The 25,465-nt window shown below is 62.4% G+C and carries 23 protein-coding genes; 6 read left to right on the top strand and 17 right to left on the bottom strand.

From position 1 onward, the window contains the following. Nucleotides 1-2: 2 nt before the first annotated feature. From NKI08_RS04950 to NKI08_RS04915, 8 genes are all read right to left on the bottom strand, one after another. Complete coding sequence (locus NKI08_RS04950; RefSeq protein WP_352469613.1) at nucleotides 3-1,250, bottom strand: ABC transporter substrate-binding protein; 1,248 nt, start codon at nucleotides 1,248-1,250, stop codon at nucleotides 3-5. 197 nt (nucleotides 1,251-1,447) lie between these two features. After that, nucleotides 1,448-2,260: an SDR family NAD(P)-dependent oxidoreductase gene (locus tag NKI08_RS04945; RefSeq protein ID WP_352469614.1), complete on the bottom strand. Its 813-nt coding sequence runs from the start codon at nucleotides 2,258-2,260 to the stop codon at nucleotides 1,448-1,450. Next, complete coding sequence (locus NKI08_RS04940) at nucleotides 2,257-3,258, bottom strand: sugar phosphate isomerase/epimerase family protein (protein WP_352469616.1); 1,002 nt, start codon at nucleotides 3,256-3,258, stop codon at nucleotides 2,257-2,259. The genes NKI08_RS04945 and NKI08_RS04940 overlap by 4 nt, the downstream gene beginning before the upstream one ends. A 37-nt stretch (nucleotides 3,259-3,295) precedes the next feature. Continuing rightward, complete coding sequence (locus NKI08_RS04935; protein WP_352469617.1) at nucleotides 3,296-4,069, bottom strand: SDR family NAD(P)-dependent oxidoreductase; 774 nt, start codon at nucleotides 4,067-4,069, stop codon at nucleotides 3,296-3,298. Between the two features lie 4 nt (nucleotides 4,070-4,073). Next, nucleotides 4,074-5,171, bottom strand: a complete 1,098-nt coding sequence (locus tag NKI08_RS04930) for an ABC transporter ATP-binding protein (RefSeq protein ID WP_352448125.1) — start codon at nucleotides 5,169-5,171, stop codon at nucleotides 4,074-4,076. Between the two features lie 10 nt (nucleotides 5,172-5,181). Then, the gene (locus tag NKI08_RS04925) at nucleotides 5,182-6,084 is read right to left on the bottom strand and encodes a carbohydrate ABC transporter permease (RefSeq protein WP_292660005.1); all 903 of its coding nucleotides are present in this window, start codon (nucleotides 6,082-6,084) and stop codon (nucleotides 5,182-5,184) included. Then, nucleotides 6,077-7,015: a carbohydrate ABC transporter permease gene (locus NKI08_RS04920; protein ID WP_352448124.1), complete on the bottom strand. Its 939-nt coding sequence runs from the start codon at nucleotides 7,013-7,015 to the stop codon at nucleotides 6,077-6,079. Before NKI08_RS04920 ends, NKI08_RS04925 begins: the two co-directional genes overlap by 8 nt. A 57-nt stretch (nucleotides 7,016-7,072) precedes the next feature. Beyond that, nucleotides 7,073-8,338 (bottom strand): ABC transporter substrate-binding protein, encoded by a 1,266-nt coding sequence (locus tag NKI08_RS04915; RefSeq protein WP_352448123.1) that lies wholly within the window; start codon nucleotides 8,336-8,338, stop codon nucleotides 7,073-7,075. A gap of 143 nt (nucleotides 8,339-8,481) precedes the next feature. On the opposite strand from NKI08_RS04915, the gene NKI08_RS04910 reads away from it, so the two are divergent. Further along, nucleotides 8,482-9,678: an ROK family transcriptional regulator gene (locus NKI08_RS04910; protein WP_352767560.1), complete on the top strand. Its 1,197-nt coding sequence runs from the start codon at nucleotides 8,482-8,484 to the stop codon at nucleotides 9,676-9,678. A gap of 68 nt (nucleotides 9,679-9,746) precedes the next feature. Here the strand turns inward: NKI08_RS04910 and NKI08_RS04905 are convergent, their stop codons facing one another. Continuing rightward, nucleotides 9,747-10,706 (bottom strand): DMT family transporter, encoded by a 960-nt coding sequence (locus NKI08_RS04905; RefSeq protein WP_031211408.1) that lies wholly within the window; start codon nucleotides 10,704-10,706, stop codon nucleotides 9,747-9,749. A gap of 399 nt (nucleotides 10,707-11,105) precedes the next feature. Here NKI08_RS04905 and NKI08_RS04900 point away from each other — a divergent pair, with 399 nt between their 5' ends. After that, a complete protein-coding gene (locus NKI08_RS04900; RefSeq protein WP_352767558.1) occupies nucleotides 11,106-12,437 on the top strand; it encodes a PQQ-dependent sugar dehydrogenase in 1,332 nt (443 codons plus the stop codon). A 104-nt stretch (nucleotides 12,438-12,541) separates the two neighbouring features. On the opposite strand, the gene NKI08_RS04895 is transcribed toward NKI08_RS04900, so the two are convergent. The 8 genes from NKI08_RS04895 to NKI08_RS04860 all read right to left on the bottom strand — a co-directional run bounded on the left by NKI08_RS04895 (nucleotide 12,542) and on the right by NKI08_RS04860 (nucleotide 20,086). Continuing rightward, the gene (locus NKI08_RS04895; protein WP_352767556.1) at nucleotides 12,542-14,050 is read right to left on the bottom strand and encodes an aldehyde dehydrogenase family protein; all 1,509 of its coding nucleotides are present in this window, start codon (nucleotides 14,048-14,050) and stop codon (nucleotides 12,542-12,544) included. A gap of 161 nt (nucleotides 14,051-14,211) precedes the next feature. Beyond that, nucleotides 14,212-14,556, bottom strand: coding sequence for a cupin domain-containing protein (locus NKI08_RS04890; RefSeq protein ID WP_352767554.1), 345 nt, complete (start codon nucleotides 14,554-14,556; stop codon nucleotides 14,212-14,214). A 23-nt stretch (nucleotides 14,557-14,579) separates the two neighbouring features. After that, nucleotides 14,580-14,927 (bottom strand): cupin domain-containing protein, encoded by a 348-nt coding sequence (locus NKI08_RS04885; protein WP_352767552.1) that lies wholly within the window; start codon nucleotides 14,925-14,927, stop codon nucleotides 14,580-14,582. Beyond that, complete coding sequence (locus NKI08_RS04880; protein ID WP_352469624.1) at nucleotides 14,924-16,198, bottom strand: glycosyltransferase; 1,275 nt, start codon at nucleotides 16,196-16,198, stop codon at nucleotides 14,924-14,926. Before NKI08_RS04880 ends, NKI08_RS04885 begins: the two co-directional genes overlap by 4 nt. Nucleotides 16,199-16,215: 17 nt before the next feature. Continuing rightward, the gene (locus NKI08_RS04875) at nucleotides 16,216-17,289 is read right to left on the bottom strand and encodes an ABC transporter ATP-binding protein (RefSeq protein ID WP_352767550.1); all 1,074 of its coding nucleotides are present in this window, start codon (nucleotides 17,287-17,289) and stop codon (nucleotides 16,216-16,218) included. Continuing rightward, entirely contained in the window at nucleotides 17,286-18,080 is a 795-nt protein-coding gene (locus tag NKI08_RS04870) for an ABC transporter permease (RefSeq protein ID WP_352767548.1), read from the bottom strand. The genes NKI08_RS04875 and NKI08_RS04870 overlap by 4 nt, the downstream gene beginning before the upstream one ends. Next, on the bottom strand, nucleotides 18,073-18,915 hold the full coding sequence (locus tag NKI08_RS04865) for an ABC transporter permease (protein WP_352767546.1): 843 nt from the start codon (nucleotides 18,913-18,915) through the stop codon (nucleotides 18,073-18,075). Before NKI08_RS04865 ends, NKI08_RS04870 begins: the two co-directional genes overlap by 8 nt. A 106-nt stretch (nucleotides 18,916-19,021) precedes the next feature. Next, the gene (locus NKI08_RS04860) at nucleotides 19,022-20,086 is read right to left on the bottom strand and encodes a polyamine ABC transporter substrate-binding protein (protein ID WP_352767544.1); all 1,065 of its coding nucleotides are present in this window, start codon (nucleotides 20,084-20,086) and stop codon (nucleotides 19,022-19,024) included. 231 nt (nucleotides 20,087-20,317) lie between these two features. Between NKI08_RS04860 and NKI08_RS04855 the strand changes: the two genes are divergently transcribed. From NKI08_RS04855 to NKI08_RS04840, 4 genes are read left to right on the top strand one after another with little or no spacing between them, the layout of a single operon-like run. After that, a complete protein-coding gene (locus NKI08_RS04855; RefSeq protein ID WP_352767542.1) occupies nucleotides 20,318-21,256 on the top strand; it encodes a GntR family transcriptional regulator in 939 nt (312 codons plus the stop codon). Nucleotides 21,257-21,261: 5 nt separating this feature from the next. Continuing rightward, entirely contained in the window at nucleotides 21,262-22,557 is a 1,296-nt protein-coding gene (locus NKI08_RS04850) for a nucleotide disphospho-sugar-binding domain-containing protein (RefSeq protein ID WP_352767900.1), read from the top strand. After that, nucleotides 22,550-23,935: a glutamine synthetase family protein gene (locus NKI08_RS04845; protein WP_352767540.1), complete on the top strand. Its 1,386-nt coding sequence runs from the start codon at nucleotides 22,550-22,552 to the stop codon at nucleotides 23,933-23,935. Before NKI08_RS04850 ends, NKI08_RS04845 begins: the two co-directional genes overlap by 8 nt. Beyond that, complete coding sequence (locus tag NKI08_RS04840) at nucleotides 23,935-25,239, top strand: NAD(P)/FAD-dependent oxidoreductase (RefSeq protein ID WP_352767235.1); 1,305 nt, start codon at nucleotides 23,935-23,937, stop codon at nucleotides 25,237-25,239. Before NKI08_RS04845 ends, NKI08_RS04840 begins: the two co-directional genes overlap by 1 nt. The last annotated feature ends 226 nt before the right edge of the window (nucleotides 25,240-25,465 follow it).

Raw genomic sequence — 25,465 nt, 5'->3', positions numbered from 1 at the left:
GCCTAGTTGTTGGCCAGGATGACGTTGGCCTCGGCCGCGAATTTCGGCATGATCTCGGCTGCTGGCTTCTGATTGTAGATGATATCCTCGAGCGCACTTTGCAGAAGCTTCTCGATTCGCGCGTGTTTGCCGGTGAGGCGCAGCTCGGCGGTGACGTCTTGCGCGTAAGGCAGGCATTTGCTGAAGCTGCCGATGACCGGATCGGCCTGAACCTCGGCGTTTTCGGCCCAGGATTTGCGCGGCATCGTCATGCCCGCTTCCTTGGTAGCCGCTAGTTCCGTGTCGAGCGCGACGAGCCGCTTCAACAACTCCCAGGCCTCCTTCGGGTGCTTGGCGTCCTTAGGGATCATCACGCTGACGCCGCCCGCGAACGTCGCCTGCACCTTGTGCTTGAGTGATGGCGCAACCGCCCAGTTGAGCTTCGGGTTGCCCGAGCGGATCGGCTTCACGTCCCACGGACCGGTTATGATCATTGCGACCCGGTTGGCCGTGAACAGCTTTTGCGGACCCTCATAGTCAGCACCCGCCGCCGGCTTGGTCGCTGCTTTTTCCTTGTGGATCAGGTCGGCGAGGAACTGGATCGCTTCGATCGCCTCAGGACTGTCGAGATTGACCTTGTTTGTCTTGGGATCGTAATAGCTTACGCCGTTCTGCAGCAGCCACGACGAATAATATCCGATGCTCGGGTTGGGAGCGAAGCCGAAGCGGGCGCCGGTCGTCGTCGCCTTGGCAACCTTCAGGAACTCCTCCCAGGTCGCAGGCGGCGCGTCGAAGCCCGCCTGCTTAAGCATATCGACGTTGTACACGAGGGTGGCGCAGGTGAGGTGGATCTGGACGCCATAGTACTGGTCGCCGAGTTTGTTGCGCTCGACGGAATAGGCTTGCCAGTCGTCGGGATAGCCGATCGCCTTGCCGTCTTGTTCGATGAAGTCGTTCAGCGGCCGCAGCAGATTCCGCTGGCCGAATTCCTGCACCCAGCCGCCGGGTTCGGCGACGAGATCGGGCGCGCTCTTCGCCGCAAAATCCGCCACCAGCTTGGTGCGCATATCCGGCCACTGGAATTTCTCCCACTGCACCGACCATCCGGGATGATCGGCCTCGAACTTTGCTATTGCATCGGCATAAGCTTGATAGGCGTGGCCGGCGTTCCAATAGAGCGTCAAGGTCTCGGCATGGGCCGCAGTCACGGTCGTCAGGGCCACGCCCAAAACCATGCCGTGCAGGAATCCGACTGACTTGTAGCGGCTCATCTTGGTCTCCTCCCTGGTTTGCCCGCCTTCCTCACAATGGATGGCGTCATATTATTCGATTAATATACCCGCCATACCGCAGTTTTTGTCAAGCTCCGACTGTAATGCAGTGCATAGTTCTGGCCGAACTCGGGCGGAGCTATCTACAGCGCGCGATGGCGAAGTTGCTTCCGGTACCCGGTATGGACGATGGCGGCCTAACCTGGAAAGATCGTGAAACCGCCATCGACTCGGATTACCTGCCCGTTGATGAAGCGCGCGCGCGGACCGGCTAGGAAGGCCACCGCTTCGGCGATCTCTTCAGGCTCCGCGTACCGGTTCAGCGATTTCTTGCTCGAATCCATGCGCTGCGGATCGACCACGCGGCTCGCCTGGAACCGTGCCGTCTTGGTGGCGCCGGGGCTCACCGCATTGACGCGTACGCCATCGTCGATCAGTTCCTTGGCGAGGCAGCGCGTATAATGGACGACAGCCGCCTTGAGCGTCGAGTAGACCACCTCGGGCGAACATCCGATATGCGCTGCCGCCGAGGCGATGTTGATCACCGAGCCTGAGCCACGCTTGACCATCGGCGGAACGAATGCCTGGCAGACCAGCATCGTGCCGATGAGGTTGTTCTCGGTTAGAACCTTGATGTCTTCGTAGTCGATGTCCAGTGCGTTGTTGGGATTGGGCTTTATGCCCTTGGCGCCGATGTCGCCGCCGGCGCAGTTTACCAAGACGTGCACATCGCCGAGCTCCGCCTCGATCTTCTTCTTCATTTCCGCGACAGCTTGCTTGTCGCCGATGTTGCCGGTGACCGCGGTGATGCGCGTCCCGTGCTTCTCCAAGCCCCTGGCAGAGTCGCCGAGGTCCGCGAATTCGCCATATTGGGATGGCCGGGCCCAATCGAGGTCGTGGACCGCGACGTTTGCGCCAAGTTCGGCCAAGCGGTCGGCCATCACGCGGCCGAGGCCGCGTCCCGAGCCGGTGACGAAGGCGGTCAGGCCGCTGAGTTCTCGGGCAGTCATGCTGATTTCTCCATTGCAATGAAATCGAATTTCATCATGTTGGCGGCGCTGCGCCGGATCATGTCGAGTTCGTACGAAACGAGCGCACCGTCATCATCGCGCTCCCATGGCGTGCGGTAGTCGGCGTCGTCCGCAAGGCGGTTCAGGCGCGCAGCACTCAGGCAGGCCGCGAATTCGCGGGCGGTCTTCGGCGCATATCCGTTCCACCAGTCGTCGGTGAGACAGCGAACGTGACGGGCCTCCAGCGCGCCGGGCTCAAGCACCGCCGTCACCGTGTCGTGGTGCTCGCCAAGGATGGCTGCCAGTTCGGCGAAAGGCACGGCGCCGTCGCCGATCGCGCAGCGGACCAGGCGGTAGCCCTCATCCGTGAACTGGACGCGATAGTCCTTGAGGTGAACGTGGCGGACATGGGGCGCGATCCGGCGCGTGAAGGCAAGCGGCGCCTCGCCGACAGGAAAGGTGTTGCCGGTGTCGTAGGTGATGCCGACACCCGGCCCGCCAAGTTCGCAGAACGCAACCAGTTCGTCGCTGCCGAAGTCCTGATGGTTCTCGATGCCGAGCACGCGTCCCTCGGCCGCCGCACGCGGCCCCCATTCCGTCAAGGCAGCGCGAATCATTGCGTTGAACTCGCTCCATTTCGGACCCCACGCATTGCGGTCGCCGCACAGGACAGGCGTCAGTGCGATACGGATCGTCGTCGCCTCGAGCAGGCGCGCAGCCCGGAAGGCGGTGTCCAGCGGACCTGCCACCAGCAGTCCGCCGCTCACCACCGGGACGATGTCCAGCGCGGCAAGACGCCTGCGCAGCGCGACGATTTCGGCGTCAGTCAAGTCGGTCAACCAGGGTTCGTAGATCTCGAGCGTGCGTGCGCCCAGTTCCTGCCCCAGCGTGATGAAGCCTTCCAGCCCCGCGCCGTGCGGATTGTGCCGCGGCGTGCCGCGGCCCTGCAGTCCGAGATGATAGGTCAGTCCGTAGGGGTTGAGGCCGAGACGAAGCATCAGCTTGGCGGTTCCAATGGAGAGCGGAGAGGCGTCACTAGCGCAGACCAGCATCGACGGTAATGGACTGTTTGGTGATCATGCGGCTGTCGTCGGCTGCCAGGAAGAGCACCGTGCGTGCAATCTCCTCGCCCAGCAGGACGCGGCGGATCAATTGCCGCTGCACCGTCTGGTCGACTGCCTCCTGCGTCTTGAACCACAGCTCACGCTGCCGCTCGGTCATGACGGCGCCGGGTTCGATCGCATTGACGCGGATGTTATCCGGTCCGAACGACCGCGCCAACGCACGCGTCAGCGCCACCACGGCCCCCTTGGCGGTGGCATAGGCCACCATCTGGTCCGCTCCGAACCGCCAGGCAATGGAGGAGAAGTTTATGATCGAGCCGAAGCCGAGTTCCTTCATATGCGGATGCACTGCCTGCGCGGCGAAGAAGTGATGCCTCAGATTGACATCGAAGCTGCGGTCCCAATAGTCGGCCGTTATCGCGTCGACGGGATGGCGCTGATCATTGGCTGCGTTATTCACCAGGACGGCGACCGGACCAAGCCGCGCGCGCACGCCTGCTACCGACGCCTTTAGCGCATCGACGTCGGTCACATCGCAATGGAGATATAACGGAGCCTGCCCGGCGGCACCAGCGAGCTCGCGCACCAACGCCTCCGCTGGTTCGTCCTGCACATCGAGAAAGGCTATCCGGGCGCCGTTCGCCACGAAGGCGCGGACCATATCGGCGCCAATACCGGAGGCGCCGCCGGAGATCAGCACGACCCGATCGGTCAAGCTCGGATAAGTCGCGAATTGTACGGACATCAAACTACAGAAGCGCCTTGGTTGTTGGATCGAACAGACAGGCGCGCGACATGTCGATGCCGAGCGTTATCGTCTCGCCCATGACGGGAGCGTCATCCGGCTCGAAACGGCCGGTGATCTCCAGGTCACCCAGCCTGAGCACGGCAAGCGTCTCGGCCCCGGTAGGCTCGACCAATTCGACCGGCGCCTGCATGGACGCTACAGCAGGTTTGCGCGACTTCAGATCGGTCGTGAAACGGTAGATGTGTTCCGGCCGGATACCGAGCACGACGTCCTTTGGCGCGCCGGCGGGCATCGGCGCGGCAAGGGCGAGGCTGACGTCGCTGCCGTCAGCGGCGCGTACCGAGATGCTGGTCGAGCCCGTAAGCCGGGCGGGAATGAAATTCATCGCCGGCGATCCCATGAAACCGGCAACGAACATGTTGGTCGGCCGGTCGTAGATCCGTTTCGGCGTGTCGAACTGCTGTACCGAGCCCTGGTTCATCACCGCAATGCGGGATGCAAGCGTCATCGCCTCGACCTGATCGTGGGTGACATACACCGTGGTCTTGCCGACGCGATGGTGAAGCTTCTTGATTTCGGTACGCATGTCGACGCGCAGCTTGGCGTCGAGGTTGGACAAGGGCTCGTCGAACAGAAACAGCTTCGGGTCGCGCACGAGGGCACGCCCCATCGCAACGCGCTGCCGCTGGCCTCCCGAGAGCTGGCCGGGCTTGCGTTTAAGCAGCTGTTCGATCTGCAGGAGTGCGGTAACCCGCTGGACAGCTTCCGCCTGCGCCGCTTTTGGCACGCCGCGGCTCTCCATGCCGAAGGTGATGTTCTGGCGCACCGTCATGGTGGGATAGAGGGCGTATGACTGGAACACCATCGCAATATCGCGGTCCTTGGGTTGCACCGAGTTCACCAGCCGGTCGCCGATCCATATCTCGCCCGACGTGACGGTTTCCAGTCCGGCGATCATGGCGAGCAAGGTTGATTTGCCGCAACCCGACGGGCCGACAAGGGCGACGAATTCTCCGGTCTTAGCCTCGAGATCGATGCCGGCAAGAATCTCGAGCGAGCCGTAGCTCTTGTGAAGGTTGCGGATCATCAACGCGGACATGGGCGACGCCTCATTTTATGGCGCCCTGGGTGAGGCCGCGCACGAAGTATTTTCCACCAAACAGATAGATCAGCAGCGGAGGCAACGCGCCGATCAGCACGGCTGCGCTCATCACATCGTAAGCACGCGCGGTCGTGCCGCCGGCCGTGAGCGCGACCAGTGCCGCTGTGATCGGCTGCTGCTGGCCCGATGTGAAGACGACGCCGAACAGATACTCGTTCCAGATGCCGGTGAACTGCCAGATGACGGTGACGATCAGGATGGGCGGCGACAGGGGCAGGATGATCTTGCGGAAGATCCGCCAGAACCCGGCGCCGTCGATGCGTGCCGCCTTGATCAGGTCGTCCGGTATGCTGACGTAGAAATTGCGGCAGAACAGGGTGGTGAACGAGATGCCCTGGACGACGTGGATCAGCACCAGCCCATATGTGGAATTGGTCAGGCCGAGCTTGCCGAGCAGGAACGCCCACGGCATCAGCGAAATCTGGCCGGGCATGAATACGCCGAGCAGCATCAGATTGAAGATCAGTTCAGAGCCCCTGAAGCGCCATTTGGAGAGGATGTAGCCGTTCATGGCGCCGAGAATGGTCGAGATGATGGTGGCGGGGATCGTCATCGCCAGGGAGTTGAAGAAATTGCGCTTCATTCCCTCGCAGGTACCGCTGACGCAGTAGGATCCCCAGGCCTGCGCCCACGCATCGAACCGGAAGCTGCGCGGTACGGAGATGAGGCCGTTGCGGGCAATCTCCGACTGCTCGCGCAATGAGTTGAAGATCACCACCAGCAACGGCACGAGATAAACGACCGCGAAAAGCGTCAGCACGGCATAGACAAGGAAGCGGCTCCAGAAATGCCGGCGCGTGGCAGCGGCTTCTTCCGGATCAAAACGGGCATTAGGGGCAATTTCAGCCATTGCGGCCCTCCGCTCGCCGGCGCCAGACGATCCACAAGGAATACGGCACCAGCACCACCGCGACCGCAGCGAGCATCATCATCGCCGCGGCGGCACCTTCGCCGATTTGGCCGCGCTGGAACATCAGGTCGTAGACATAGATGGCGGGGAAGGTGGTGGACACACCTGGGCCGCCTCGCGTCAACGCCGCCACCAGGTCGAAGGTCTTGATGGCGAATTGTATCTGAATGACCGCCACCGCCAGGAATATCGGGGCGATGGTTGGCAGGATGACCCTGCGATAGGTCCGGAAAACCGACGCGCCGTCGATTTGCGCGGCCTTGACGAGATCCGGATCGACCGACCGCAGACCGGCCAGGAAAAGTGCCATTGCGAAGCCGGACGACTGCCAGATACCGGTTATGATCACAGCATAGATCGCCGTATTGCGGTTTGCCGTCAGGGCGAAGCTGAAGTCGGTCCAGCCAAGCCCGCGAACGAAGGCCTGGATACCGTCGACAGGATTATAGAGCCAACTCCACACCGTACCGGTGACGATGAAGGACACCGCCAACGGGTAGAGGAAGATGGTGCGCCAAGCCGCCTCGCCGCGGACGCGCTGGTCGATCGCGATCGCGAGCAGCAGGCCAACGGCCATCGAGCCAACGATATAGAAGCCGCTGAACAGGAAGAGATTGGTATAGGCGATGTTCCAGCGCCGGTTTGCCCAGAGCGAAGCGTAATTGTCCAGGCCGACGAACCCATAGGTCGGCAACAGCGACGAATTGGACAGCGAGATGTAGAGCGTCCAGAGCGTGAAGACGAAAACATAGATGAAACTCGCCGCTATCGACGGCGCCAGCACCAGAATGGGCACCATCGTGCCCAGGCGCTCGCGCCACGGACGGGCCGCGGCAGCTGCAGCTGGTACCATCAGATCATGGGTGGACATCGGGCTGCTCCGGCGAAGTCTGGCCGGGCGCTTCGCCCCCGGCCATCATCGGCAGCGTCACTTCTGCGCTTCGGCCGCATCCGCCATCGCATTGGCCGCGTCCTGCGCACTCATATCCGGCGTCGCTACAAACTCGGTGATGGTATCCATCATTGCGCCGCGGACTTTTTGCGGCACCGTCATGTTGTGCGCCATCGAACGGACGAGCGTTCCGGCGGCGATCGAGGCTTGCAGATCCTTTTGCGAGAGTTGCTGGCAGGGATTGAAGCCGTTCGAAAGATCGACGTCGAGGCGGGCCGGAATGGACCCTTTGGTCTGATTGAAAATGGTCTGGAATTCGGGCGACAGGATGATGCTGGCAAGCAGCTTCTGTCCCTCGATATAGTCCGGGTCCTTCTGCTTGAAGAACACGACCGAGTCTGAATTCAGGATGAAACCGGGCTTGCCCCAATCGGTCGGCGCCTGAGCGCAGACATAGTCGGTGCCCTCCTTGAAGCCGCCGGCCGTCAGCAGGCCGATCGTCCAGTCGCCCATGATGTGGAAGGCGGCCTCGCCGCGGCCAACGAGATGCGACATGGTATCCCAGTCACGCCCGTTCATGCCGGGGTCCATGTACTTCGAGGTCATGGTGCGAAACTGCTCGAAGGCCTTGACCATGCCGTCGCTGCGCATGGCGTCGACGTCGCCCTCGACGAAAGCTTTCTTGTAGAGATCGAGGTCCTGACCGTACACGACCACTTCGAAGACGGTCGAGTCGGTCCAGTCGGCGGTCGAGTGCGAAATGCAGATCTTGCCGCTGGCCACGATCTTGTCGCAGGCGGCGTTGAATTCCGCCCATGTCTTCGGCATCTCGGTGACGCCCGCGTCCTTCATGACCTTCGGCGATGCCCACAGCCAGTTGATGCGGTGGATGTTCATCGGCGCGGCCACCCAATTCCCGGTCGGCTTCATCACCGGCAGCAATTCGGGAGCGACGACTTTCTCCCAATTTTCCGCCTTCGCCAGGTCGTCGAGATTGGCTGTCATGCCCGTCTCGTTCCATTCGGCGATCTCGGGGCCCTTTAGCTGCACAGCGGGAGGTGCGTTGCCAGCGATCACATCAGCACGCAGTTTGGCCAATGTATTGGCCGTATGGCCTGCGATGGAGGTCTGCTGCCAGGTGCCACCCTTGGCGGTAAACATCTCGCCGAGCTTGGCGATAGCCTGGGCGTCCGATCCGGTGGCCCATTGATGCAAGAGGTTGGTCTTCGGCTCCGCGAGGGCTGTTCCGGTAATCAAGGTGAAGGCGGTAGCGGCCGCAAAGGCCGTCCTCAGGTATTTCATCGTTTCACTCCCATATGTGATGCACGGTTCGTATCGACCGCTTGTGGCCCGCGATTTGAGGTCGTGGCCGGCGAGATGCAGTAATCTCCGTTCTTTCCAAGATGACATATTTGGGCTATCAGTCAACGTGCTTTGTGCTCATCATGAACAAACCTTCGCTTAGAAATTGGCTGATCGACAGGCCGTCGGCGTCGCCGGAGAGCCTGATCGTCCGATGCCTGCGCGAGCGCGGCGTGCTTTCTGCGTCGCAAATTACCCGCATTACCGGTTTGGCGCGGTCGACGGTTTCAACCGCGCTCAACGGCTTGAGAAAGTCAGGGATGGTGATCGAATCCTCGACCCATCATGACGCGGCCAGGGGTATCGGCAGGCCTGCCACGACATTGACGCTCAATCCCGCTGCGGGCACCTGCGTCGGCATCCATCTGGGCCTCGACGAGATGCGGTGTGTCGTCGCTGACGTCTCGCATTCTTTCGTTGCCGAACAAACTATCCCCATGGGTCTGGACTACCAGCCGCAACAGGCGGCCCAGCTCGCCAAGTCAGTAATTGCCCGATGCTACGAAGAGAACGGTCTGCCGATGGCGGGGCTCCTGGGGGTTGGGGTCTCCGTCTCGGGCCCAGTCAGCCGCGAAGGAGTGGTGCTGCGCGCGAGTATCGTTCCGACCTGGGCCGGGGTCAACATCCGCGATGTGTTCGGGCCGGTCCTTGAACAGCCGATCTTCGCCGACAATGAGAGCAACTGCTCGGCCATTGCCGAGCTGATGTGGGGTGCGGCCGTCGGCCAGGACGATTTCGTGCTGTTCAAGGTCGATCTGGGCGTCGGCGGGGCCATTGTCCAGCACGGTCGGCTGGTGAGCGGCATCGCCGGCGGCGCCGGCGAATTCGGGCACATCAGCATCGATCCCGGCGGCGACCTTTGCCGGTGCGGCAATCGAGGATGCCTGGAGCTCTATGCCAGCTTTGCCGGACCGCTCGAGCAGATTTCGCGCATCGTGCGGCGGCCGGTCACGATGGACGACGTGATCATGATGGCCGAGGAGGGCGACGTGAGGGCGCTGCGGATGATCGAGGACACCGCCGAGTTCGCCGGCCGTGGCCTTGGCCTGATCGGTTCGGTTCTCAATCCGCCGCTCATCATCATCAGCGGCCGCATGGCCCTGGCGGGCGACATTCTCCTGGCGCCACTGATCGCATCATATGAACGCCACACGCTCATCAAGTCCCGCGATGTGGCGCCTGCGCTGCGCACGCGGATAATCGTTGGCAAGCACACGGAGAACGACGCATTGCTCGGCGCGGTCGGCCTCGTGCTGCGCCACAACAGCCGGCTTCAGTGACCCGGCTTGCTTCGGGTGGCGCTCTGATTTTGCGAGCTGCTCGCCGAAGCAGCGGAACTGATGTTTGCCTACGCGACACGCACCGTGCGCTGCCTCGGCTTGATCGCGGTGGCGAGCAGCAGGCCGGCGATGATGAAGGCGGCGCCGGCGAGATCGTAGTCGTGCAAGCTTTCGCCAAGGACCAGATAAGCGAGAACGGCGACGAAGGCGGTCTGGAGATAGAGCAGCATGCTGGCGCGCCCCGCACCAAGTGTCTCGACGCTACGGTTGTAGAGATAGTACATCAGAGCGCCGCCGGGGCCGGCAACATAGGCGAGAGCCAGAAGGCCGTTCGCATGCAGCGCCGAACGATCCCCGGAAAACAGTTCCCAGAGATAGAAGGGCAGTGCGGCCAGCGCGCCGGCTCCCAGCAGCAGGACCACCATCGGCAGAAGCTCGATAGCGAATTTGGCGCGACGCAGCAGCACGGTGTAGAGGCCCCAACAAAACGCGCTGCCGACGATCCACAACTCGCCGGGATTGAACTGCAGCTGCATCAGCGCGGCAAGGTCGCCGCGCGCCACGATCACCACCATCCCGGCCAGAGCGACCAGCGCTCCAAGCGCTTTCCAGATACCGAGGGGCTCGCCGAGCACGAAGCGGGCAAGCACCATAGTCATGATCGGCGACAGCGCCATGATGATGCCGGCGGTTGTCGCGTTGGTGTAGTTGAGGCCCGTGTAGATCATGCCCTGACACAAGGTTAGCCCGATAGTGCCGATGACCAGCACCTCGATCACCCGGGATTGGATCAGCACGAGCATCGCCCCGTGATGACGATGGACGATAGGCAGCAGGATCGCGCACGCGAGCGTCAGCCGCCAGAAGCAGAGCGCCCAAGGCGGCATCTCGGGGGCAACCCACTTGGCGGCGATATAGACGCCGGCCGACAGGAGCCAGCAGAGCGTCGCGAGGGAATAGGCGAGCGGAAGTGATGCGCCGGGTGTCGCCTTCGCTACACTTGGATGTGCTATCGGCAGCGATTGGATATCCGTCTCCTCCCACCGCAGACTTTAGCAGATTGGCAGCGTCTTGCTAAGCAGCAACAACAGCTGTTTCACCAGCTGGCGCAATCGGTGGGTCATTGTGGGTCCCGCCGTTCACGGTCTCCTTCCATTCGAACGCATGTTGGCCCATGAGCAACTCGATACCGAAAAGCGCAAGCCGTATCGATTTCGCGCGACACGAATGTGAGATTCATATCGCGCGACAGATATTCGCGCGGTTGCCACAATCTTCTCGCGCCATATTTCTACCGAGAGCAGATCTGTCGCGAATTCCTGGTTCCTAGGATCACGAGCGCCGCTGTTTCGAAGCAATTGGAAGAATAAGCCACTGACTTCCGTTTGCACAAAGAGCGCGACACAGATCCATGCGGAGGACGTCCGATGCATGCCGGCTTCCGAGGAAGCGTACTCGTAGCGGTGTTGGGCACCGTCATGGCAAGCTGCGCTGGGATTCCGGCGCAAAAAACCGGGGCAATAACCGGCTATGGCCCCAACCCCACTTTACCGAAACCAAGACCGACGCTGATCCCGACTGTTAACATCGCCGAGGCGAAAGGCTGGCAGAAAGAAGGTATGCCGACCCCGGCGAAGGGGCTGACGGTGAACGCCTTCGCCACCGGCCTCGAGCATCCGCGCTGGCTACATGTGCTTCCGAACGGCGACGTGCTGGTTGCTGAAACCAATGCCCCTGCCAAGCATGATGAAGGCTTCAGTCTTAGAAAGGTCTTCATGGACCTGGCTATGAAGCGGGCTGGCGCCGCGACCAAAAGCGCCAACCGCATCACGCTCCTGCGCGACACCGATGGCGACGGCATTGCGGATGTGCGCACGACGTTCGCGGAAGGCCTCAATTCGCCCTTCGGCATGACGCTGTCCAAAGGCAAACTCTTTGTCGCGAATACCGACGCGCTCGTCGCTTTCCCCTACTCCAATGGCCAGACCCGAGTCAGCACGTCGCCGGAAAAGATCATCGACTTGCCGGCCGGGGACCTCAACCATCATTGGACCAAGGACGTGATCGCAACTCCGGATGGACGCAAGCTCTATGTCACCGTTGGTTCCAACAGCAACGTTGGAGAAAACGGCATAGCCGCCGAGAAGAACCGCGCCGCTGTCCTTGAAGTGGATCGGTCTACCCGCCGCACTCGGGTCTTCGCCTCGGGCCTGCGCAACCCGAACGGGCTCTCCTGGAATCCTGAGACTGGCCAGCTTTGGGTCGCCGTGAACGAGCGTGACGAGATCGGCGACGACCTTGTGCCGGATTACATGACCTCGGTTCGTGACGGCGCTTTCTACGGTTGGCCCTACAGCAACTACGGACAGAACGTCGACGAACGCGTCAAGCCGCAGCGCCCCGATCTCGTGGCGGCAGCGATCAAGCCCGATTACGCCCTGGGCTCTCATACCGCCTCGCTGGGACTGACCTTCTCCAAAGGCGCGCGGCTCGGTCCGGCCTACGGCAACGGCGCCTTCGTCGGCCAGCACGGCTCGTGGAATAGAAGCGTGCATAGCGGCTACAAGGTCATCTTCGTGCCGTTCCATGGTGGCAAACCGAGCGGTCCTCCGGAAGATGTGCTCACTGGCTTCATCGGGCGTAATGACGAGGCGATGGGCAGGCCGGTCGGCGTCGCTATCGATCAGACTGGCGCACTGCTCGTCGCCGACGACGTCGGTAATGTCATCTGGCGGGTCCGCCGGGCGAATGGCCGTTGAGCGCAGGTGGCCTTTCTGATTCCGATCTCACCAGCCTTCGGCTACATTCGGCGGAGGCGGATATCCTAAACAATTAGCTAGCAGCACGCCCGAAGATAGTCGTGTCAAACATGCTTGCGCCCGCCTGCCTCGCGGAACCAGCTGTCAGGATAGGGATACCACCAGCCCTGAATCTCCGGTCTGTGGTCGATGATGACCATCTTCGAGCGGCGGAATGCATCCAGACCCTGGCGGCCGAGCTCGCGGCCGAGGCCCGAAGCCTTCCAGCCCCCGAACGGCAACGCGTCATTGTCTATCAGCGGATTGTTGACCCAGACCATGCCGGCCTCGAGCCGCTCCGCGGCCTCATGCGCTTCGGCTAGATCGGTGGTGAAGACCGAGGCGCCGAGACCGAAGGGGCTGTCGTTGGCAAGCTCTATCGCCTGGTTGAAATCCTTGACCCGGCAGATTGCGGCGACCGGCCCGAAACACTCTTCGCGCACGATTGCCATATCGGCGGTGATGCCGGTCAGGATGGTCGGCTCGTAGAACCAGCCTACATTATGTGCCGGCGGAATGCGTCCGCCGGTGATCGCTTTGGCACCGCTGCGGATTGCATCGTCGACCAGCCGGATGACCTTCGCACGCGCGGCCTCGCTGACCAGCGGTCCGATCTCGGTTTTGTCGAGGCCGTTGCCGATACGCAGCGCGCGCGTTTTCTCGGCAAACAGATCGACGAAGCGGTCGTGAACGGCATCAACCACGAAGAACCGTTCGGCCGAAGTGCAGACCTGGCCAGTGAGATGGAAGGCAGCCGTGACGCTGCCGGCAGCCGCCACGTCCAGTGGGGCGTGTTGGCTGATGATCAGGGGATCGCTGCCGCCGGCCTCGATAACGCAAGGCTTCATGCGCTCTGCACATGCGACGGCGACAGCCTTGCCGGCGGCGACCGAACCGGTGAAAGCAACCGCATGCGTGCGGTCCGAGGCGATCAGCGCCTGCGCCGTTGCTGCTCCGCCTGGCATGCAGGAAACCAGGCCCTTCGGCAGGGAGCGGAACACGGTCATGTAATCCAGCGTCGACAATGTTGTCGCTTCGGCGGGCTTGATCACGCAGGCATTGCCGGCGGCAAGCGAGGCGGCGACGGTCCAGCACATCAACAGGATCGGAAAATTGTAAGGCATGATGTGCACCGACGTGCCGTAGGGCTCGTAGCGGGCATACTGGAACGAACCGGCCTGCGTCGTGCCGGCGATCTTGCCGGCGTCGTCACGCGCCATTTCGGCGTAATAGCGGAAGATCGGCGCGCAATTGGCGATCTCGCCGATCGCCTCCGGATAGGGTTTGCCCATCTCGCGCACCATCAGCTCGGCGCAGTGCGTGAAGTCGGCTGCCTCGATGGCGTTGGCGACGGCGTGCAGATGCCGGGCACGGCTCTTGGCGTCGAGCTTTTTCCAGGCCGTTTGCGCCTTGGTCGCTGCGGTGAGCACGGCGTCGATCTCGCCGTCGCTGGCTGCGGTGATCGCGCCGACGGTTTCGAGCGTCGCCGGATCGATCACCGGTTTTGCCGCACCGGTCATTGGCCGATAATCCGGATTGACGAAGAAGGTCGGCCGGTCAGGTGAAAAGTCCATTCTGTCCTCCCGTGTGCACGGAACCTTTTTGAGAATTCACCCTGCCGAGACAGGCGGCGTGGTTTTCGAGAACCGAAGCGGAGCGGAGATTAAAGTCCATGAGCATCGGAAGCGGAGAAAACGGCGTCAGGTGTCCGGTAGGGTAGAATTATCGTGAAGGTTCAGCGGATCATGTAGACTTTCTTGATGGTCTCGTGGACGGTGCAGACGCCTTTCCAGTCCTGCGGAAAGAACGCTGCGGTGTCCGGTTCGATCTCGATCACCTCGCCGGATTCGTGGACATAGGTGCAGCGTCCCTCGAGGAAATGGCAGAACTCATCGCGGGTGACGTGGCAGTGCCATTTGCCCGGCGTGCAGACCCACAGTCCGCATTCGGAGCGGCCCTCCGGCCCCTTGTGCAGCAGCTTGCCGGAACTGCGGGATTCGCCGTCGATCAGGGTGGGGATGACGCCCCAGTCGACCAGGTCGGTGAGGGCGAGCGGCGATTTCATGATCGGTGTCGGCATGTCGGGAGCTCCAGTGGCCGGCTTTAGGCCAGCATGTAAACGTTGCGGATGGTCTCGTGGACGGTGCATTCGCCGGTCCAACCGGCCGGGAACATGACAACCGTGGCGGCGGATACCTCGATCACCTCGCCGTCGACCGATCTGTAGGTCGCACGGCCGGCAACGAAATGGCACAATTCGTCGCGCGGAATCGCCAGCCGCCAGCGACCGGGCGTGCAGACCCAGATGCCGGATTCCGGCTGGTTGTTCGGCCCTTTGTGCACCAGCCTGCCGGTGGAGTGCGAAGCGCCTTCCAGCGCGTCGGGCTGGGTGCCCCAGTCGACGAGGTCGGTGCGGGTCGAGGCTTGGTGGAGGTGTGGGGCAGAGATCACAGCAATTTCTCCAGCAAAGCAGCCGCTTTCTCCGGGCCGTTCTGCGACTGCATCTGGGCCGACGTCTTGGCCAGCTTGGCCCTGATTGCCGGGTCGGTCAGGCAGGTTTCGATCCTGGCGATGAGCTCGGCGTCGCTCCAGTCGTAGCGCGGCATGCCGAAGCCGTGGCCGGTCTCCTCGACCCGCGTCGCATTGTCGTGGCCGTCCCAGACGTAGGGCATGATGATCGCCGGCTTGCCGAAATACAGGCACTCGGTGAACGAATTGTTGCCGCCATGATGGATCACCGCATCGACCTGCGGGATGACCGATGGCTGCGGGAACCAGCTCTCGACGATGACGTTTTCGGGCACTTGCGCGTACTGCTCCTTGTAGCCGCCGACATTGACCAGCGCCCGGTAGCCCGTCTTGCCCAACATTGCGACGATGCGCTTCAGCAGATCGACATCGCCGGCGCCAAGGCTGCCGAAGGAAACATAGAGCAGCGGCCCGTCATTATTCTTCGCAAAAACCGGCACGGTGTAGGGCTTCTCCTGCCGCACGCAGCCTTCCAGATATTGGAATTTTGCCGGGTCAAGCGGATAGCGGCGCTTGAACTTCGCCGCCTCGGGATAGAGCAGCAGATTGAGGTACGGCGAGGCCTCGAAAAACTGGCCGATCGGATACGGCGCTTCGTTGTTCGCTTTCAAAAACGCATTGAAGTCGTCATGGATCGGCTTGATGACGGCGTTGAAACGGTCGCGGTAACGCCGATGGCAGGCGTGGTCGTTCTCGCCGCAGCCGGACAGATGTGGCGGGATGTCCTCGTCCTCGATCTCGTTTTCCGAGCAGGAGATGACGCGCACCCAGGGCTTGCCATACTGCTTGATTGCCGGGAACAGGATGACGTTGTCGACGCAGATGACATCAGGCTTGATCGTCGCAAGCACGCCAGGCAGATCCTTCTCAGCCCATTTGGCGCTGTCGACGATCGCCGTCCAGCAATCCTTCACGTAATTGTCGACCTGGTCGTAGGGCGATTTGCGGAAGTTCGGGATGTGGCCGTTGATGAAGTCTTCCCAGAACTTGGCCATCTGTTCCGGCGGCATCGGCTCGGACAGGTTCACCGGATGAGCCTCGAAGCCGTAGCCCTTGTAGACGTCGACGAAACCGGGGTCCGACAGGAACACCGCTCTGTGGCCGCGCGCCTCGATCGCCTGGGCTATGCCGACGGAATTGAGCGCGGGGCCATAGGCGGCCTCCGGAAAGAACGCGATCGTCTTCTGCGCCATGAGAGGTTCTCCTTCGATCAATCTGCGAAAATTCTGACGTCAGCCGCATCCCAGCCGAGCTCGACTGTATCGCCCGACGAGACCGGGCGGCGGTCGGCGGCGGCGGCGGTGACGCGCACCAGGAACGGCTTTGGCGACAGGGCGGTGCGGACGTGCAGCTGCAGATCGAGTCCCTGATAGGCCAGCGCCTCGACCGCGCCGAAGATACGGTTGGCCGTTTCTGCCGACGGGAACAGCCGGATGCGTTCGGGCCGCACTGAAGCTACCGCCGCAGCGCCGGGCGAAATTGTTGCGGGAACATCGCCGGCGATCCGCACGCCGTTGCTTGCCAGCACGCCGTCGCCGGCGGCTTTGCCCGGTACGAAATTCATGACGCCGATGAAGTCGGCGACGAAACGGTCCCCCGGATGCTCGTAGACCGCATGGGGTGTATCGCATTGCAGCAGCTTGCCGTCCCTGAGCACTGCCATACGGTCGGCCATGACGAGCGATTCCTCCTGATCATGGGTGACGATGACGAAGGTGATGCCGACCTCGTGCTGCAGCCGCTTCAGCTCCAGTTGCATGGCCCCGCGCAATTTCTTGTCGAGCGCGCCAAGCGGTTCGTCGAGCAGAAGCAGCCGTGGTCGCTTGACCAGCGCTCGGGCAAGCGCGACGCGCTGTTTCTGGCCGCCGGACAATTGCTCCGGCTTGCGGTCGGCGAAGGCAACGAGTTCGGTCGTCGCCAAAATGGCGTCGACACGGGAGCGGATTTCCTTTGCAGGCAAGCGTTCCATTTCGAGGCCGTAGGAAACATTGGCCCTGACGCTCATATGCGGAAACAGCGCATAGGACTGGAACATCAGATTGACCGGCCGCTTATTGGGCGGGGTCCTGGCGATGTCGCGGCCGTCGAGCAGGATGCGCCCGTCATTGGGCGTCTCAAAGCCGGCCAACATGCGCAGCAGCGTTGTCTTGCCGCAGCCCGAAGGTCCAAGCAAGGCGAAGAACTCGTTCTCGCGGATATCCAGCGAAATGCCGTCGACCGCCGTCACCCGGCCGAACTTCTTCGACACGTTGTCGATCGCCAGCAGCGTGCGGGGCTCGTTCATTGGCCGATCACCCCACGGTTGAACCGCTGCGACAGGGTCAGCGCGGTGATTGAGACCGCCATGACGATAGTCGCCAAGGCATTGATCTCCGGCGTGATGCCGAAGCGAATCATCGAATAGATCTGCATCGGCAGCGTGGTCGAGGCGCGGCCGGCGCCGGCGGTGAAGAAGGCGATGATGAATTCGTCGACCGAAAGGGTGAAGGCGAGCAGCGCGCCGGCGACAACGGCAGGCAGGATCACCGGCAACGTCACCCGCCGAAATGTCGTGAGGGCGGAAGCACCGAGATCGGCAGAGGCCTCGACGATCGACCAGTCGAAGCTTTTCAGCCGCGCGCGCACCACGGAGCAGACGAAGGCGAGATTGAAGACGACATGGGCGAGGATGATGGTGTGCAGGCCCAAGGTGAGATCAAGCATCGAGAAGAAGCTGAGCAGCGCGATCGCCAGCACGATGTCGGGAATGATCATCGGCGCAAAGATCAGCGCCTCGAGACCTTTGCCGTGTTGCCGGCGTATTTCGACGCCGATCGCCAGCAGCGTGCCGAGCAGCGTGGCGATGGCGGTCGAGACAAGCGCCACGATCAGTGTGTTGAGCGCGGCAGAAAGGATTGCGGCGTTTCCGATTAGCGAGACATACCATTTCAGCGAAAAGCCCGACCAGACGGTCGGCAGCCCGCCTTGGTTGAACGACAGCGCCACCAGCACGGCGATCGGGATGTAGAGGAAGGCCAGGACCAGTGAAAGCACGAGCCAGAGCGCGCGCCTCGTGGCGAGGGAGCGCTCAGCCATCGGCGCCTCCTCTCGCTTCGGCGGCACGGCCCGAGGCGCGATCAGCAGCCAGGGCCTGCGCCGTCAGCACCAGCAGCATGATGGCGATCAGCACCATTGCCAGTGCCGCACCGAAGGGCCAGTCATTGGCGGTCAGGAACTGCTCGTAGACGACATTGCCGATCATCTGGAAGCGCCCACCGCCGAGCAGAGCAGGGGTCACGAAATTGCCGATCGACAGCACGAAGACGAAAACAGCACCGGCGGCGATACCCGGCACGGTCAGTGGCAGGATGACCCGGCGAAAAGTGGTCACGGCCGACGCGCCGAGATCGCGCGAGGCCTCTGCGAGCTCCGGATTGAGCCGCGACAGCGGCGCGTAGCAGGCCAGGATGACGAAGGGCAGATAGTTGTAGACCAGACCGGCGATGACGGCGCCTTCGGTATAAAGCATCGACGGCGGCTCGCCGGTGTAGCCGAACCAGCGCAGCAGTTGTGTGATCAGCCCTTCGCGGTTGAGCAGCACGATCCAGGCATAGGTACGGATCAGGTAGTTGGACCAGAAGGGCAAGACGGCAAAGAACAGAAACATCGGCTGCAGTTGCCGGGGTGCTGCCGCGATCGCATAGGCGGCGGCATAACCGATCACCACCGCGACCAGGGTTGCCGTGCCGGCAATGCGCGCCGAATTGAGGAAGATGCCGGCATAGAGCGGGTCGAACACCAGTCCGAAATTCTCCAGGGTGAAAGTGTAATCGATGCCGCCATAGATCCCGCGCCGGAAGAAGGCGAGCGCCAGCACCAGCGCGCATGGCACGACCATCAAGGCGGTGAGCCAGGCCAGCGCCGGCGTCATCAGCAAGGATGAGCGAAGTCTTGTTTGGGACAAGATTGCGGTACCGCATTCAACGGTCGGCGGCGAAAACCCCGCCGTCGACCGGGATCTCTGATTTTGATGTCGGTTATTGCGCGGCCTTGATTTCGCTGACGATCTTCGAGTAATCGCGTTGGACATCGCCGACATCGCGCAACTGCTCGAACTTGACCAACTCTGCCACCGGCATGCTCATATTGGGAAATTTGGCGAGAAAATCCGCCGGCAGGCTTTCCATAGCCGGCTTGTTCGGTACCTTGTAGTCGATGTTCTGGGCCGCCCAGGCGTGGTTCTTGGCGTCCAGCATGAAGTTGATGAACTGGAAGGCGGCGTCCTTGTTGGCCGATGCCTTCATCACGACCATCGTATCGACCCAGAGATCCGAGCCTTCTTTCGGTATGGTGTATTTAATTTGTGGATTCTCGGCGATCCCGTAATTGCACCAGCCATCCCAGGCCTGAACCATCAGCGCCTCGCCCGAGACCAGCTTTGAATAAAAGGTCGTGTCGTCATAGGCCAGCAAGGTCTTCTTGGCCGAGATCAGCAGGTCCTTGACTTCGCCGAGCTTTGCCCGATCGGTCTCGTTCACCGAATAGCCCTTGGCGAGTTGGCCGGCGGCAAGCAGCCAGCGGTCGGTCGCCAGCATCGTCGTCTTGCCCTTGAGCGCATCGGACGGGGCGAGAAGGTCGTTCCAGCTCACCGGCTCCGCCTTCACCAGATCCGAACGGTAGCAAAGGCCGGTGGTGCCCCAAGTGTAGGGCACGGAAAAATTGTTGCCGGCGTCGTGCGGCAGCTTCGCCGCCTCGGGATAGAGATTGGCGAGGTTAGGGATCTTGGCATGGTCGATCGCCTCGATCAGGCCGAGCTTGTTCAGCACTTCGGCGAAGGGCGAGGAGACGAAGACCACGTCATAGCCCTTGCCGCCGGACGCGACGAGCTTGCCCATGATCTCCTCGTTAGTGGCGTGAACCACGACTTCACCGGAGACACCGGTCGCCGCCTTGAAAGCTTTCATAGCATCCGGCGCCATGTAGCCGTCCCAGTTGGAGATAACGAGGTCGGAGGCAGCCGCCGGCGCTGACAGCGCCAGGCCAAGGCCAAGTGCGATCAAGGATTTCCTTAACGGACGGTGCCGCAGGGTGGTGGTGGTCATGACAGACTCCCATTCTGGTTGATCATCGAACTTAGTCGTCGGACCGGCACTTGCAGCCGTAGCCGCTTTGATCCTGTTCCCCGGTCTTTTTATTGCCGATTGATCTCACAGTACTATTGCAGAAAAAAGTACGTCAATCCATAATTTGTCAAACTACGGTGAATCCCGGCCGATCGCATCCGCAAGGGCAATCGGCCAAACCTCCGCCGCCCGTCCTTCATGAGAATTGCCATGCAAGTTGCAGCCCGACGTCCCCGCACCAACCATCTCGACCTCGCACAGCGCATTCTCGATGTGGCCCGGAAACGCGGCTTTGAACCCGGCGCTCATCTCCCGGAGCAGCAGATCGCTTCGCTCTGCAATGTATCCCGAACTCCGGTGCGGGCCGCGCTGCGTCTGCTCACTGAAAAAGGCGTAGTTCAATGGGAGGCTGAGTCCGGCTATCGCTTGGCCGTAGACCTCACAAGCCAGGCGACCGTCGCCGCCGACCTGCCGAGCGCCGAGGAGGATGAACTTGCCGACGTGATCCTGCGAGACCGCTCGGCGCGCCGGCTGGACCGGACGGTCACCGTCGGCGCGCTGATGCGACGGTATAATGCCGAGCGCAAGACGGTACTAAAATCGCTGAAGAAACTGGCCGAGGAAAATCTTCTGGACCGCGCGCCGGGGCAGTCCTGGCTTTTCAGGAGAGTGCCGGACGATCCTGGCGCACAAGGGGAGAGCTATGAATTCCGGCTGTTGCTGGAACCCGCCGCCCTTCTGGCGCCTGGATTCCGGCTGGATGGGACGCGCGCGGCAGCCTTGCGACAGGGCATGGAAATGCTGCTGGCTCTGCCCGACGCGGCATTCGATTCCAGAGAGTTCCAACGGCTGGACATCGATTTTCACGGGATGATTGCCGGTGGCTCCGCCAACCGCTTCGTCGGCGAGGCGTTGGCCGATCATCTCAGGCTGCGCCGGCTGCCGGGAACGTATGCCGGCGTCAATGTCTTCCGGCTGAAGCAATCATTGCGCGAGCATCTGACCATACTCGACCATCTGGAGAGCCAGCAGTACGAGGTTGCAGCCGATCTGCTTCGGGTCCATCTGCGGCTTTCACGCAGCCAGCGACCGCAGGCGGCCAGTCGCGGGGCGCCCGCGCTGTTCGGCATGATCAGCCGGCCGGAATAACGAGGATCATGCGCAAAGGCAGCCCGACCATCGCACTGTTTCCGGAAGCGAGCTTCGGCGCTGCGCTGAATTGCGTTGGCATAGCGCAGGCCCTGCGCGCTCGTGGCGCCCGCCCGGTGTTCATCTGCCATGCCGGCTTTTCTGGCGTGTTCGCCGACTATGGGTTTCAGGAATACCAGTTGCCGACTGACGACCCGTTGACCGACAGCGAACGCCAGAGCTACTGGCAGGCCTTCGTGCGCCGTCATCTGCCGCATTTCAGGCTGAGCCCCATCGATCAGCTCGAAACCTACGTTGCCCCGACCTGGCAAGCAATTGTAGACACTGCGGTCAACGCCGAGGCGCCACTGCGCCAATTGCTGGCGCGGCTGAAGCCGGACGCCGTGGTGCTCGACAACGTCGTCATGTTCCCGGCATTGGCGACCGCCGGCTGCCCGTGGGTGCGCGTCGTCTCCTGCGCCGAAACTGAGCTTCCCGATGCCAATGTGCCACCCTATCTGTCCGGTCTCGCCGCCGACGACCCGAGCCGCGCGGCGTTCGAGGCGCGCTACCTGGCAGCGGTCGCTCCAGCCCATGACCGCTTCAATCGGCTTCGGACCGACGCCGGTCTTGCGCCCTTGCCGACGGGTCTTTTTCTGGAACCTTCGCCCGCCCTCAATCTGCTGCTGACCCCAACGATTGTGCGAAGGCAGCGCGCCGAGCCGCTCGACCCTGCCAGCTTCGTCTATCTCGAAGGCTGCGTTCGCTCGGAAGGGCCGTTCGACGTGCCGGTTTTTCCGCGCGATGGCGGACCGCTGGTTTATGTCAGTTTCGGTAGTCTTGGCGCCATGGATGTCGGCCTGATCCAGCGGATGCTCGCCGTTTTCGACAGGCTGCCGGCCCGCTTCATTGTCAACGCCGGAGGTCTGCGCGACAGCTATCGCGCCGTTCCGGACAATGTCTATCTCGATGCCTGGTTTCCACAGCCTTCGGTCGTGGCGAAATGCGACCTCTTCATTCATCATGGTGGCAACAACAGCTTTTGCGAAGCACTGCGTTTCGGTGTGCCGTCGCTGGTCATGCCCTATTGCTGGGACGGGCATGACAATGCGCAACGTGCCGAGGAAACCGGCGTCGGGCGCCACATCAGCCGCGATGGCTGGACGGAAGACGAATTGGAGCGAAGCATTCTCGGCCTGATGGCCGATGCTGCAATGCGCGCACGCCTCCGGGAGAATGCAGTGCATATGGCGCTGACACCCGGAACGGACGTGGCTGCCGAAGCCATTCTCGCTCTCGCAAGGACCCGACCTGATGCTTGACACCACAACAACGGATGCCTCGACCATGAACGGCACCAACGACCCGAAAGACTGGTTGGCCGCTCACGCTGTCAGCGAGGTCGAGTGCCTGGTGCCCGACATGAACGGCGTGCTGCGCGGCAAGGCCCTGCCAGCGGCCAAGTTCCTCAAGGCGATCGAGGACCGAGCACTCTATCTGCCGAGCAGCGCGTTCCTGGTCAGCATCGACGGCCGCTATTCCGGTTCCGTCGACGAGGGGTTCGCCTACCAGGACCCCGACATGCGGATGGTGCCGGATGTCGCAACACTCTGTCTGGCGCCCGGTGGCGGGCCAGGCAAGGCCTATGTCTTCGCCGATGCGTTCCACATGGACGACCGGCCGTGGATGGCTTCGCCGCGGCACGTGTTGCGGGCCGTGCTCGATTTATATCGCCAGCGCGGCTGGCGGGCGGTGGTGGCGCCGGAGCTTGAATTTTATCTCACCGCGCCCAATCCCGATCCCGACAGGCCGGTGACGGCGCCGGTCGGGCGCAATGGCCGCTCCGAAAGCGTGCAGCATCCCTACGACATGGCGGCACTGGAGCAATTCGAGCCGGTGATCCGGCGCCTCTATGACTATGCTGCGGCAGCCGGACTGCCGCTCGACACGCTCATCCATGAATCGGGCACGGCCCAACTGGAGATCAATTTCCTGCATGGCGACGCGCTGCCGCTGGCAGACAAGGTGTTGCTGTTCAAGCGAATGACGCGCCAGGCCGCGCAGGAAGGTGGCATGCAGGCGACCTTCATGGCCAAACCGATAGCCGCACAAGCCGGCAGCTCAATGCATCTCCACATGTCTGTCGTCGACGAGGCCGGCAACACGCTGTTTGCCGGGCGTGACGGCGCCGACACCGAGATGTTCGGGCATTTCATCGGCGGCCTGCAGAAATACATTCCCGAGGTGATGCCGCTGTTTGCGCCGAACGTGAATTCGTTCCGCCGCATCCGGCCGAACCACAGTGCACCCGCCAACATCGAGTGGTCGCACGACAACCGCTCCTGCGGCCTGCGTGTGCCGGCCGGCGGGCCCACCGCGCGGCGCGTGGAAAATCGGCTGCCCGGCGCCGATGCCAATCCCTATCTGGCGATAGCCGGCTCGCTGCTTTGCGGTTATCTCGGCGTCGAGGAGAAGATCGCTCGTTCGACGGAAGCGTCGGGCAATGCCTATCGCAGCAGGAGCACGCTGCCCAAAACCATGGAAGAGGCGCTCGACCGCTTCGCTGCGTGCGATCCGCTTCGGGCGGTGCTCGGGGAGGATTTCTTCCAGACCTATTTGCGCGTCAAGAGCGTTGAGCTCGACCTGTTCCAGAGCGTCGTCACCTCTTGGGAACGCGACCATCTGCTGCTCAAGGTGTGATGATGGGCTTCAATTCTGGGGGCTTCAACTCCGGCCTGGATATCGGCAAATCCTACTATGTCGCGACGGCCAATCCGGCTCCGGACCATCCGGCGCTGCAGGGCGACGTCGACGCCGATCTGGTGGTGGTCGGCGGCGGTTGTACCGGCCTCTCCGCAGCCTTTCATGCAGCCGAACGCGGCCTGAAGGTGGTGCTGCTCGAAGGCGGCAAGATCGGCTGGGGGGCGTCGGGGCGCAATGGCGGCCAGATGATCCCCGGCCTGCGCAAGGGCGCCAAGGGGCTGGTCAAGCTATATGGGCCGGAACGGGGGAGGGCGCTGTTCGATCTCGCCTTCGAGGCGCGGGCCCTCGTGCTCGGTCTGATCGAGCGCCATGCCATCGATTGCGACCTCAGGCTCACCGGCCATCTGGCTGGTGCGGTCAACGGTTCCGACCTGCGCGACCTCGAAGAAGAGGCCGAGTGCCTTTCTACGGTGATGAACTTTCATGATGTCGAGATGCTGTCGGCAGCGCAGGCGCGCGGAATGGTGAACACACCTTATCACGGCGCGATGTACGAGAAGCTCGGTGGCCATATGCATCCGCTGAACTACACGCTCGGTCTTGCTCGCGCCGCGGCTGCGGCGGGCGTCACCATCCACGAGAATTCGGTGGCGCTGCGGCTGGAGCGGGAAGCTTCCCCCCGGGTTTCGACGGCCAAAGGCTCGGTCCGGGCCAGGCATGTCGTACTGGCCGGCGATGCGCTGCTCCACGGGCTTGAGCCGCGCGTCAACAGTCGCATTATGCCGGTCGGCAACTACATCATCGCCACCGAGCCGCTGGGCGACACGAGCGACGTCATCCCAAGCAATGTGGCCGTCTCCGACACGCGCTTCGTCGTCAATTACTACCGGCTGTCGGCGGATGGACGCCTGCTGTTCGGCGGCGGCGAGCGCTATACGCCGTCGCCGCCCGCCGACATTGCCGGCTTCGTGCGGCCGCACATGGAAAACACCTTTGCGCAATTGCGCGGCCGCCGCATCGATCACGCCTGGGGCGGGCTGGTCTCGGTGACGACATCGCGCCTGCCGCATGTCGGTCGCTATGGCGACGTCTATTTTGCGCATGGCTATTCGGGCAAGGGGGTGATCCTGTCGACGCTGTCGGGCAAGTTGCTCGCTGAGGCGATCATCGGTGATGCTTCGCGGCTCGATCTGTTTTCGACCCTAAGCCCGCTGCCGTTCCCCGGCGGCACGGCGCTGCGCGGCCCGCTCTATGTGCTCGGCATGCTTTGGTACGCAATGCGTGACCGCATCAAACATTGAGCGCAGGCATGCGCAATGAGGCCGAGCGCCGCCACCAAGCGATTAACAGCTGATTTCGCGGCAGCGTCCGACTTGATCGATCTTGAATATGGTCCGCAGGCAATGGCCGCGAGTCGGTCCAGGTCCTGCTCCCGAAGCCTGAGCGCCGATAGACCTGCCTGGTATTTCCTCAGCTAATAGATCGATATGATTGCAGGATTAACCGTTTCATATCCCAGGCGCGGCT

The organism is Mesorhizobium sp. M0768 (assembly GCF_040320195.1).
Lineage (GTDB): Bacteria > Pseudomonadota > Alphaproteobacteria > Rhizobiales > Rhizobiaceae > Mesorhizobium.
The sequence above is the reverse complement of the archived record's forward strand: the minus strand, read 5'-3'. Positions and strand labels throughout refer to the sequence as shown.